Genomic DNA, 12,782 nt, shown 5'->3' on the forward strand with positions numbered 1-12,782 from the left:
AGGTTTGAAAATGAATAAAAAAACTATTTACAAAAATCTCAGGAGGTTTTGTTATGGATTTAAAAAACGTTCAGAAGGCTTTACCTATGTCGAAACTGTGGCCGTCATTGCAATCGGCGCGGTACTTACGGCAGGGAGCGTATTCTCGGCATCAAAGATTATTTCCGTCGCGAAAAAAACTGCAGCAAGAAATCAAATTGAACAATTCAGCAGCGCACTCCAAACCTATTTCCTTGATTGCGGAAGATATCCGACCTCAGAACAGGGACTCTCAGCCTTATGGGAAAAACCAGTTTTGTATCCGATACCAGAAAACTGGGATGGCCCATACCTTGAACGTGAACCATGCAATGATCCGTGGGGAACCGATTATAAGTATCTCAGTGCTGAAAGTTCCATTATGCCGTCAGAGGTTCCTTCGAAACTGCCCTTTATACTTATCTCATTCGGACCAGATGGAAAAGAAGATTCCGGTGCCGGACAAAGTACAACAGGAGGCACAGATGATATCTGCTCATGGAAGTAAATCTATTCTTCTTCTTTGCCTTATGGGACTAATGACAATTACTTTTGTTATTTGTGGAATGACTGCAGAAAAACGGGCAAAGATTAAATTTTATGAAAAGAAATATTCAAAGACTCTTTCCTATATACAGGAAAAGAATCAGAAAGAATTGAGCATTATTGCTGGTTATTAAAATGCGGCTTATAGAAATATTTTCCATTGCGGTAATTCTTGTTCTCTATTCGTCTGTTTTATCAGGCTTAATGTGTGAGTTCTTAAAGATAGATAAAAAGGCAGATGAACTTAGGAAAAAAACAGATTCTTTAATATTTGTTTCAGAGAGTTTTTACAATACGTGCTACGGAAAAGGTTATGCTTCCCTGGAAGAGTGGAAAGAAAGTTGTAGAGAGCTTTGGGAGCTGGAAGATATTGAATGGGAAGTAGTGGAAAATAATAAGAACTGTATTTATTGCGGAAAATGGAAAAGTTCTAATGAAACTGTTGAAGTTTATTGTAGTCAAGCTGACTGACTGAATTAATTCGAGGACAGGTAAAAATGGTGCAAAAAACTAATGTAATTAAAAAAAATGATTATGAGAAATATGAGATATTGATTCCTTTTCCTTCGTTATCTGGAAAAAGAAGAAATCAATTTTTGTGTTCAGAATTGGAGAAACGTCATCCTTGTTTTTCAGATGAATATGCCTTTGATAAAGTTCTAAAGAGAATCGGTAGAAAAGGTGTTTATTCAGATGTGCTTGTAATTAATAAGCAAAAACTTGCGGAGTATGAGAGAAAAAGATCTCTTTCGGGAACAGGATTCTTTATTGATGAAAAGCAAAATGGAAATAAATTAAAAGCACGCCACCGATATTTCTTGAGTTCGAAATGGAAAATAACGCAATGGAGTTTTATTGCTTTTATTATAATTGTTCTGACTGGAATTTTATGTGGTAAACTTGCGGGTAATTCCTTATCTGTTTCTACTAACACTTTTGATTCAGAAGTTACAAACATAAACTCAGCTGGGAGTGAGAATAAACTGGAGAGTATCCAGGATACTTCTATAGATATAAAGAGTCTATTTGAAGTAGTGGGAGCCGGTGACGGGAAAATCAGCAGGTTTGAATGGAAGTCAGATGGCTATACACAACGTTTGAAAGCGAATATCAGCGGGATTTTTCCAGAACAGTTTTCCGATTTTTCTAATTATATAGAAGATTCCATAATTTATGAAAAGGGAATTCCTCAGTTTACGATTTCCTGGTCAAAGCGTATTTTGCAAAATAATAACAATACTAATTCTGTAAAAGCAGTTCTTTCAAATTCAGATTTCAATAAAGAAATTCGAAATACTATTTTGAAAAATGGAGCTGTTCTAAAAGAAGAAAAGGCTCCTCCATATCATATTGAATTTATATTAACTGAAGGGATGTCGTCTGAACTGCTTTTTAAGGAACTTTCAAAAATTATACAGGATGACAATCGCTCTGTTACTGAAATTAGTCTGATTCAAACTGGTTCACAGCAAATGAGGGCTGGAATATCAATAACTGAATTTTCTTTTAGTGGCACAACTTTTGATTTAGAAAACATTGCTGATAATTTGAAATTATTCTACCGGGGAAAAGAAAAACAGATAACTGGAAATTATGTTGCAGCAGAACCCAAAGAAAAGAATTTATTTAGAAATAACACAATTCTTGGAGAAATAAAACGACCTGATAACAGCAGCATAATTTTTTATAAAGATAAAGATGGTAAAGTAAAAAAATTAATTCAGACAAAGGAGCTGGAAAAATGAAAAAAATAATAAAGTGTTTTATGTTTTTAAGTTTCCTGATGTGTGTATTTGGTTGTGTTTCTAAACCAGGTTTTAAGGGAAATGGAGATTTATGTGGGCTTATCATTGATGAAAACAATAAGCCTGTAAAAGATTTTATAGTTTACTGCCATTCTGGTGATGCAAGTCCTCATAACATACGTCCAGTGCTGACAAATGAAAATGGGCTTTTTGTTTTTTATGATATCCCGTCTGGTAAATATCTGCTTTCAGGAGAAAAGAACAATTATCTTAATATCTCAAAGATTTCGTACAGCTTTAATGACCGCAGTAAAATTATTTGTCTTCAGACTAAAAGTTTTAAAGCAGCAATAGAAAGCGCAGATGAAATGATTCGTTTAGGTCAGACAGAGGAGGCGTATAAACTACTCTGCAATATAAGTTGTGAATCAAAATCTGCAGAGGAAAATCTGATAAAGGCTTACCAGTTTTTTACGGCAGACAAGGAAAGAAAAAAGAAATCGATTGTTGCTCAATTGAAAAAATACAAAGGAGATGATTGTACGTTTTTTAATAACTATGCAGCAAAACTTGAGGAGGCTGTAAAATGAAAAAATTAATAAAGTTTTTTTTGTTCGGATTATTATTTTTTTTAACAAGTTGTAAAGGATTTTGTCTTGATTCGATTCCATATGTCATTTCCGGTGATTTTGTGATGGAAGAAAATTCTCTGGATTATGAGATTTGTGGAGTAGATTTTTTCCTTATAAATCAAAGTGATAAGGATATCCGAAAAATCAATGTTGTATTCTTTCTGTTTGATCAGGATGGTGAACCAGCTTATGAATGTCGAAACAAGATTTCTGTTGTAACTGAATTGGATATTGATGCAGGCGAAAGCTGTAATTTTATTATGAGTCTGGATAAGTTTATGAATGCAATACCATCTGATCCTTTGATTGTAGATTATTTGTATCTTGCAGAAATCGAATACGAGGATGGCAGTGTATGGAAAGATCCTCTTGGGCTTATTGCGTTTAAGTGAGGTGGTATTTATGAAAGTTAGACAGATAGTATTTCTTTTGTTATTTGCAGTTATTTATTTAACGGGGTGTTTAGAACAGCCTTCAATTGTGACTGTTGTTAATAAGAATCAGATTGTCGAAGAACCTGAACCAATTGTAGAGCCTGAACCAGAACCAGAGCCCGAACCTGAAATAAGCAAGCAGCTTACCCTAATGGTTTATATGGCTGCTGATAATGATTTAGAAAGTTATGCTTTGCAGAACTTGAATCAAATGGAACTGGCAGATTGTGAAAATCTGAATGTTCTTGTCTTAATGGATCGTTCTGAAGGTTATGATGAAACAGATGGAGACTGGAAAGATACAAGACTTTTTGAGGTTTGCAAAGATATTTCGGGTAGTGCACATATTGTATCCCGTAGAATCGATTGTCCTGATCTTGGACTCTCTAATCACGAAAAAACAGAGTTAGATATGGCAAATCCTTATGTGTTAAGTAATTTTATTGAATTCATTAAAAGACAATATCTGACTGAAAAGTATGCTTTGATAATCTGGGGACATGGAACAGGGTGGCGTTATAAGATAGAAGAAAACAGATTAAATTGTGATGGTCGGGCTGTTGCAATTGATGATAAGACCGGCTCATACATGCAAGTAACTGATTTAGGTAATGCCTTACGGGGCCAGGGCCTGAATGTAATCGGCTTTGATACCTGCTTTGGTGGAGTCTTTGAAAATGTATATGAACTGAAGAATTGCGCCGAGTTCACGGTGGGCAGCCCTGGAATAACCCCTGGCGCAGGCTGGGATTACAAATCTTTACTTGAAAATCTGTCTGCAGGAGATTTTTCATCCCGGACAATTGCAGATCAGATGTGTAACAGTTCTTCTGCGAAAACTACAGTCTTTTGTAATGAAAAACTGGAAACTCTAATGAACTCATTTGAAAGTTTTTCAAAAAATCTTGCAAATCAAATTAAAAGTGAAGATAAACGTAGAAGCGTTTTTAATACTCTGTTTAATGCTAAATCCTATAGGTATACACAGTACCCTTGTGATATGTATCTGGATATTTATTCAATGGCAGAACTTTATGCGAATGATTCAAATAAAGTACTGGCATCATCAGCAGAACAATTGAAAAAAGATGTATGTGCAGTAACTTTATCAGATAGAGGCTATGGAATTGGAGTTCATTTTATTCCATTAGTTTCTTCTCAAATAACGGCCGTAACACATTCTTTTGATTACATAAAAAATCCAGAAAATTCGCATCAATGTTTATTTATCAGAGATAGCTTGTGGTGGGTACCAACTTATGATGGAAAAACAGGAAGTCTCCTGAATAAGCTTTTTTATACAGATTACTAAATGGAGGTTTTGCTATGAAAAAGAAAATATTTATTTGTATTCTGATTGCAGGCTTTATTTCAAATTTTATTATTTCTTATGAAGAAAATGGAAATGGCTATCCGCATTCTTACGATCCTGGTGTATATAGTCATGGACAAAATGAAGGTGTAAATAATAATAGTAATCAAAATAATAATAACAATTCAAATCAACCTCAAGGACCAAACGTTGATACGGAAGGAATGCAGATTGCAAGTGATGCAGAAGCGTTAAATTCTCAGATAAATGAAGAACAGTCTGAAGTTGGATCAATTGAAACTGGTGATGCAGATAATTCAAATCCAGCAGATGCAATTGCAGCAGAAGAAAGTTTGAATAATGAAGCAGGAGAAGCTATTGCTAGCACTGAAGCAGAAATAGGTGAAAATATTGAAAACAGCACAAATGAAGAAAATGGAAGTAATTCAACAGAAACTGGTGATCCTGTAAAAATCTCAAAAGGAACTTATGAACTTTCAGAATCTGATTTTGTAATTGGTAGTAATAAGCTGTTTATGATAAAGCGTAACTATGATTCTGGAAGAAAAATTACTGGTTCATTTGGATTAGGATGGAATACAAATCTTGATGAAAGAATAATTCTCGGAACAAGACCTGCTCATTATAATGATGTTAAAAGTATGAATGATTATGTTCACAACTTGCGCTTGTTAATCTCTTTGAGAAAAGTTCAGCTTTCAAATATGTATCATGTTTCTGATATATATAATGCTCCGGAAGAAATTAATAATAAAATTCAAAATTGCGAATTATATTGCTCAAAGTTGGATACGATTATTTCTAAATTAAATAAATTAAAGGATCGTGCAGGTTCTCGCGAAGGACTTAGAAATAAAATAAGTGAATATATAGAAAAGGCTTCAGATGTTAAACGGGAAGCAGAAAATAAAAAAGAATTACTAAATTTACTTTATGAAAAATCTAGAATCGAGATTTCTGTTTTAATGGAACTGGAACATAAATTTCAGCAGGCACATATGAAACTTGAAGAAATGAAAGTGCTTATGCAGGAGTCTAAAGAACGGAATGAACATAACAAAAAAGTAATGTTCAATGGTATGGAAAAGTTCTATGAAGAAACTGGATTAGATACAATAACGGTAATTGATGCAGAAGGTTTTCCTCATATACTTAAAGAAGAAGATAAAATCTGGAAAAACCAGACTGATAAACTGTATAAATATTGTGAGAAATCAGATAATCAGTTCTTGCTTTATGAAAAGAATGGAACTGTAAAATGTTTTAATGAAAATGGTTTTCTGATTAGTGTAACCGATAGAAATGGGAATGTTGTTGAGATTATTCGAAATCCTTCAGAAGAAATTGTATGTATAAAAACATCAGATAACGAATGTTTTGACTTTAAATATGAAAACGGATTTATAAAAGAAATTAAAAACAGCCGATCAGAAGAGGAAAAGTTTGTGTACGATTATCTTAATAACAAACTTATAAGTGTAAAAGATTCGGATGGTGACCAGGTAGAAATGAATTATGATTCAAATAATCATTTAATATCATTGTCTAAATGCGATGGAAGTAAGGTTCAATTTAAATACGATGTACAGACCTTTGATGGTAAAAATCTCATTACAGAAACAACAAATGAAGAGGGTGATTCAGAGTATTTTGAATATAGCCTTTCAGAAAAAAGAACAGACTATATAGATCATGATGGAAATAAGTTTTCATATTTTTATGATGATAAACATAGAACTGTTCAGGAATATCATCCAGATGGAACAATAATAAAATATGAGTACGATGATTTTGATAATCCTGTGCTTGTAAATATAAATGGAAATCTTATAAGGAATGAGTATGACGGGAGTGGAAATAAAATAAAAACACTTTATGAAGATAGTTCCACTGTGCACTGGGAATATGATAATTTTAATTTGATTACCGTATATGTTAATAGAGATGGAGTAAAAGAAGAGTTTATTCGTGATGATACGGGTAATGTTATTGAATATCGGAAAGGTGGAAAAACTGTTTATACACAGTCCTTAAATTCAAAAGGGCAGGTAATTAAAAAATGTGTTTATAGTGAACAAACTGAAATTACAGAGTTTTATTATGATTCATTTGGAAATTTGAAAAAAGAAATTTCTGATACTACCAATAAAGAATATGAATATGATAATAGAAATCGATTGATTAAATATACATTTAATGGGGTGGTTGTTTCAGAATATGTTTATAGTAAGCATGGCGTAACAAGGAAAGACTATAACGGACTTATCACAACTTGTAAGACTAACGGTCGTAAGGATATTAACAGAGTTATTCAGAAAGATAATCAAACAGGAAAGATTCATCAGCTTCGCATTGAATATGATAAACGACATCTTCCTGTACGTGTCTTTATTGGCGATGAAAAAAATGAAACTCAACTAATAGAATGCTCTTATACGCCAGAAGGTAAACTAAATTCTGAAATTATATATGGAACAGAAAATATTATAAAAGATTTTATTTATAAAAATGGTTTGCTAAGTGAAGTAAGACAATATAAAGAAAAAGATAAAATCGAAAATGCTTTTGTTGTAAAATATGATTCTAAGATTTATGGTAAGAATCAAAAAAGTCTTACAGTATCAAAATTATCTGGTGTTGAGGAAATTTTTGAATATGATAGTTACGGTAATATTGTAAGGTCAATTGATGGCAATGGAAATGAAATATTATACAAGTTTACAAAAAGCGGATTGCTTTCTTCAAAACAATCTGATTTTGGAGGCTGGTATGATTATTTTTATGGTTCTGATGGAATGCTTAGCTGCGCTGGTGAGCGTGGAAAAAAACAGATTAATCTCAGCTATTACGCTGATGGGAAAATTCGAGAAGTAAAAGACCGTTACGGAAAAGTAACTGAATATCATTATGATAAACAGGGACGGCTAAAAAGTGTTCAAAGTGAACGACAGAAAATCTGGTATGAATATGATTTATGGGGACGAATTATCAAAAAAATTACAGGTCCATCTGCCTATGAATCTGATGCTGGGTATTATGTAAGTTTTGATTATAGAGCAGATGGACATGGTGTAAGTGTTTGTGAAGGTGGGAAGTATAAAACAACCAGAGTGCTTGATTCGTTTGGAAATGTTGTAAAGATAATAGATGGAAATAATAACGAACGTTCGTTTGTTTATAACGAGCGTAATCAGATAGTAGAAAGTGTCGATGGTTATGGTAATCAAACCTTTTATGAATATGATGCACTTGGGAATATTTGTCATATCTGTAATCCTGATAAAACAGAAATAAATTATCGATATAATTGTTTAGGTCTTCTTGAAGAAATAAGTGATGATTGCGGTTTTGTTTATAATGCTGAATACGATAAAGCTGGACGACTTATAAAAGAAAAGAAACGTGCAGAGGGTGAAAAACAATATGAATATGATAATTCAAACAGATTATTAAAAATCATATGTAATGGTGATGTTCTCCAAAGTTATAGTTATAGGGATAATGGACGAATATTGTCTGCTACTGATGGCAATAATAATTCATATTTCTATTTTTACGATTCTTATGGAAAGCTTACCAGTGAACAGAATAGAAATGGTAATTATCAAACATTTTCTTATGATGAAGAAGGCTCTCTTATATCTAAAAGAGATTTTGAAGATAAGAATATAAAAATACTTTATTCATCAGATAGGAGTATAAAGACTTTTGTTTTCTCAGATGGTTCTGAAAATCGTTTTATATATGATTCTAAGGGAAATGTCCTGGAAGCAAGAAATGAAAATGGAAAAAATATCTATTCTTATGATCAGGGTGGAAAACTTATATATCAGAAAGATTTAGAAACTGGTGAAGAAATCTGTTATGAATACGATGCGGCTGGTAACAAAACAAGTCTCAGAAGTTCAAATTGTAATACAAAATATTTATATAGTAAGAATAATGAGATTAAAGAAATTTTTGACAATAAACAAAACCTGAGTGTAAAATTACAATATGATAAAAACGGTAGGGAAATATTGAGAAAGTATGGAAATGGAACAAAAGAAGAAACTCTTTATGATAGGGCTGGACGCGTAATTGTAAAAATGCTTAAGTCCGAGAGAAATGAATTAGTCTGGGGCGAAGGTTATGTTTATAATGATGATGGAAAACGTATTGCTTCTGTTGATAATAATGCCCGAATTACTTTATACGAATATAATTCTAAAGGTCAACTTTCTACAGTTTATTATCCCTATTCAGAAGAAATTATAAACATTCAGAAAAATGAAGCACAGATAAATGGACTTCAGAAAATTACTTCTGCTGGTGAAAATAAATTCCTGACTTCATCAGAGAAAAACGCAATTATTCCACTTCTTAATTCCATGCAATATGGTTTAGCATATAAAATAACTGATCTGCAGGTTCTGGTAAAAGAAAGTTATAGTTACGATTTAAATGGAAATCGTATTTCAAAAGTTACTTCGTATGGAACTATTGAATATAAATACGATAAAGAAAACTGTCTTATATCCAGCGGTTCAAGAGGACAGTCTTTTTTAAATTATACAAATGATAAAATGGGTAATCTTTTGTCCGAAGAAAGTTCTGAGAAAAAAGTACGATATACCTATAATGCTCAAAATCGTCTGGTAGCCTGTGAATCAAGATCATTTTCTGAAAAGGAATATGCGCAGACAACCTATGCATACGATGCCTTTGGTCGCAGAGTGTTGACCCAAGATAAGGGGCAAACGGCACTTCGTTCCATCTATGATGGTTTGACATTTGATGTTATAAAACAGGAACCTGCTTATGCTAAAACTGTAACTTCCGGCCAACCAACAGGAGACCGATATCGCTATCTTGATGAAAATGAAACATACAAAAATAATAACAGCCGCTATTATGGAGAACGGACTCATTTTTATGTGAACGGTTCATTGGCTGCACAGTCTTGTTCTGATTACGGTATGGAATACTTTACAACAGATCAGCAGGGTAGTATTCGTGTTTCAACTGATAGTTACGGTATGGAAAAATCAGCTTTTTCATACGATGCCTTTGGTTCTCTGATTACTGGAAATCTTTCTGGAATAAATGACAATGGTTATCTTGCCAAAGCACTCGAGCCAACCTCAAAGTTTTACAACTATGGTTACCGGGACTATAACCCTAAAAACTCACGATTTACAACTTCTGATCCTATCCGCGACGGCTCAAACTGGTTTGCATATTGCAATGGCGATCCTGTGAATTTTGTGGATTTGTATGGGTTGTTTTTTTATTCTGCAGATGGGCAGCATTCTATTACAGAAATAAAACTGACTACAGTGGTTATAATCCGAAACAATGATGGATTAGGAAATGATTTCGATTCTACCAGATATATTTATAAAAATGATGGAATAAACACAAATCTTGTTTATGTAGATACAGTTGGGGCGAATTGTAAGGAACAATATTATAATGATAGTACAGGTTTTACGACTCCAGATGGCGATTATTATTTATCCTCTGATACTGTAACTAAACAAGATGATGGGACATATAATTCAGATTCTTATAATAACGTACTTGCACTTAAGACAAATGATCAGAGTATATCTGAAGAAAAAAGAGATGATATAAATAAAGGAGATAGACTATTACATGCTAATCAATTTGCAGATGGTGCAGCCCCATATAACGGGAATGAAACACCTGGTGGTGCAGGCTGTATAATAGGAAAAGATGGACAAGATCATCAAAATGAGATGATGGATGCTTTAATGGATGGTGTTAGTGATCCTGGATCAATTGAGGTAAAGATAAGGTCTTTTGAACATATAGAAGGATGTGGAAAATGAAAAAGAATATCTTATTATTATTTTTAGTGATTAAAACATTTGTTATTTATGGAGAAAACTTTTCTCTATTTGGAAATTATTTTCCAAATCTATATAGTACAATTGATGTTTTAAATATTAATGACACATCTATTACTTTAAATTATGAAGTCGACATAGACAAAAAAAATATCGGGTACAAATTAATAAATAAAGATGGAATATTGTTTTTCAAATTATCTGAAAAAATGCCGAAGAATTTTCATGAAGAATATTATTATGATAAACAAGACCTGATAACAAATGATGAAATATTAATTTTGGCAGGAAAAGAAATATCTAAAAAGGATAATATTCTTATGTTTGCTACAACAACTGGATTTGAAGGTGTTTATCCATTTATATTTCCAATGTTTCATTTTGAGGTAGGGCGCTCTTATTCAGATTGTTCATCCTTCTTAAAAGAAAAAACTAAAGAATATCCTGTAGAAAATTTGGATAAGTATTATGTGGATAGTCCTTGGGTTGAAGGAGTAAAAGGAGATGGAATAGGAGAAGGTTTTACAATTAAAAGTAAAAGCGTTTATCCTTATTTGCTAATAATGAATGGATATATTTCGTACAGAAAACCTTATCTTTATAAACAAAATAACCGTATAAAGAAAATTAAAGTAACAGGAGTAAAGTCAGGAAAAACAGCAATCTTAGATGTTTTGGATACTCCCCATCCTCAAACAGTAGATATTTCCTTTATAACGGAACAGGAAGATATTCGTGTAGAAATTGCAGATGTTTATAGGGGAACAAAATATGATGATACATGCCTTCAATTTTGTGTAACATATCAAAATAAAGTCATCCCCTACGAAAACTCCATCGGAGACTAAAAAAAAGGCCGTCTCACAAAATATGAGCCGGCCATTTTCACAAAACTCTGCTAAGCGCTTAGTCCAGACAAGCATCGAGATTCTTAGAAATCTCTTCCTTGTCCAGGTGGCGTCCGATGATTACCATCTTGATCATGCGGTCGCCGACTTTTTCGTCCCAGTCTTTTTTCATTTCTGGTTCTTCGGCGAGAACTTTCTGCTGTTCTGCAGGAGGGCATGAAGCAAGCCAGTTTCCTGAGTAGCCTGCCTGAATCTGGCGGCCTGAAGTTTCAAGAACATATGCCATGTCATCTTCATCGCTGAACCAGATAACACCCTTTGAACGGATAATGTTGCGTGGCCACTTAGAAGCAAACTCATCAAGCTTTACGCGGTTGAACGGACGGCGGCGGTAGTAAACAAATGAGCCGATTCCGTACTCGTCTTCGCTTTCACCTTCGTGCTTGTGTTCGTGGTGATGATGGTGTCCATGGTGGTCATGTCCTTCGTGGTCGTGATCATCGTCGTCATCGTCATGGTGATGATGCTCGCCCTCTTCGTGATGCTCATGGTGTTCATGTTCGTGCTCGTCATGATCATCATCGTCATCATCTTCTTCGTGTGCATCGTGCTCTTCGAGAGCCTTAACCCATCCGGCACTTGCATAAACTGTTTCAAAATCAAAGCGGTCTGTTCCAATAATTTCTTCTACAGGAACATCACAGCGTGTAGTTTCAATAACCTTTACAGTTGGCTGAATCTTGTTGATTACAGCACGAACCATCTTCATCTGCTCGTCTGTAACAAGGTCACGTTTGTTTACGATGAGGGTAGAGCAGAATTCAATCTGCTGAATCAAAAGTGATTCGATATCTTCTTCATCAATACCTTCTTTCAGAAGAGCCTTTCCTTCATCAAACTCTTCTACAAGGCGGCTTGCATCTACTACGCCAACAACGTTATCAAGTTTACCGATTTCAATAGTTTCGATAGCCTGTGCAATTGGCATTGGTTCACAAACACCACTTGCTTCAATCATAATGTAGTCGAATTTTCCGGTTTTCATCAGGTTTTCAATCTGATTTACCATGTCACTCTTGAGAGTACAGCAGATACAACCGTTAGTAAGTGGAACAAGACTGCTTGAATCTTCGATTTTTGCTTCTTTTGAAATAAGGCGTTCATCAACATTTACTTCGCCAATATCATTTACAATTACTGCTACTTTGTAACCCTTCTGATTAGTAAGAACACGGTTAAGCAGGGTTGTTTTTCCCGCTCCAAGATAACCGCACAAAAGTGTAATAGGAATCTTTTTATTAGACATAGTGGTTTTATACTCCTTAATAAAACCGATAAACGGACATGACAAGGCTTTAAGCGAAGCGTGCCTTG

General features: G+C 33.8%; 10 protein-coding genes. 9 read left to right on the top strand and 1 reads right to left on the bottom strand.

The window, feature by feature from the left end:
- Nucleotides 1-10: 10 nt before the first annotated feature.
- The 9 genes from BMY21_RS07905 to BMY21_RS16060 are packed head-to-tail and all read left to right on the top strand — an operon-like array spanning nucleotide 11 to nucleotide 11,408.
- Nucleotides 11-526, top strand: a complete 516-nt coding sequence (locus BMY21_RS07905) for a type II secretion system protein GspG (protein ID WP_074642570.1) — start codon at nucleotides 11-13, stop codon at nucleotides 524-526.
- Nucleotides 504-698 (top strand): hypothetical protein, encoded by a 195-nt coding sequence (locus BMY21_RS07910; protein WP_074642571.1) that lies wholly within the window; start codon nucleotides 504-506, stop codon nucleotides 696-698. Before BMY21_RS07905 ends, BMY21_RS07910 begins: the two co-directional genes overlap by 23 nt.
- Nucleotide 699: 1 nt before the next feature.
- Nucleotides 700-1,035, top strand: a complete 336-nt coding sequence (locus BMY21_RS07915) for a hypothetical protein (protein WP_074642574.1) — start codon at nucleotides 700-702, stop codon at nucleotides 1,033-1,035.
- A gap of 26 nt (nucleotides 1,036-1,061) precedes the next feature.
- Nucleotides 1,062-2,309, top strand: a complete 1,248-nt coding sequence (locus BMY21_RS07920) for a hypothetical protein (RefSeq protein ID WP_074642576.1) — start codon at nucleotides 1,062-1,064, stop codon at nucleotides 2,307-2,309.
- Nucleotides 2,306-2,899 (top strand): hypothetical protein, encoded by a 594-nt coding sequence (locus tag BMY21_RS07925; RefSeq protein WP_074642577.1) that lies wholly within the window; start codon nucleotides 2,306-2,308, stop codon nucleotides 2,897-2,899. Before BMY21_RS07920 ends, BMY21_RS07925 begins: the two co-directional genes overlap by 4 nt.
- Nucleotides 2,896-3,333, top strand: a complete 438-nt coding sequence (locus BMY21_RS07930; protein WP_074642580.1) for a hypothetical protein — start codon at nucleotides 2,896-2,898, stop codon at nucleotides 3,331-3,333. Before BMY21_RS07925 ends, BMY21_RS07930 begins: the two co-directional genes overlap by 4 nt.
- 10 nt (nucleotides 3,334-3,343) lie before the next feature.
- Complete coding sequence (locus tag BMY21_RS07935) at nucleotides 3,344-4,687, top strand: clostripain-related cysteine peptidase (protein WP_074642582.1); 1,344 nt, start codon at nucleotides 3,344-3,346, stop codon at nucleotides 4,685-4,687.
- 14 nt (nucleotides 4,688-4,701) lie between these two features.
- Nucleotides 4,702-10,542, top strand: coding sequence for an RHS repeat-associated core domain-containing protein (locus tag BMY21_RS07940; RefSeq protein ID WP_074642584.1), 5,841 nt, complete (start codon nucleotides 4,702-4,704; stop codon nucleotides 10,540-10,542).
- Nucleotides 10,539-11,408, top strand: a complete 870-nt coding sequence (locus BMY21_RS16060; protein WP_256210328.1) for an NADase-type glycan-binding domain-containing protein — start codon at nucleotides 10,539-10,541, stop codon at nucleotides 11,406-11,408. Before BMY21_RS07940 ends, BMY21_RS16060 begins: the two co-directional genes overlap by 4 nt.
- Before the next feature lie 58 nt (nucleotides 11,409-11,466).
- Here BMY21_RS16060 and BMY21_RS07950 read toward each other — a convergent pair whose 3' ends face one another.
- Nucleotides 11,467-12,714, bottom strand: a complete 1,248-nt coding sequence (locus BMY21_RS07950; protein WP_074642589.1) for a CobW family GTP-binding protein — start codon at nucleotides 12,712-12,714, stop codon at nucleotides 11,467-11,469.
- Nucleotides 12,715-12,782: the final 68 nt, after the last annotated feature.

The organism is Treponema bryantii, from assembly GCF_900111035.1.
Taxonomy (GTDB): Bacteria; Spirochaetota; Spirochaetia; order Treponematales; family Treponemataceae; genus Treponema_D; species Treponema_D bryantii_C.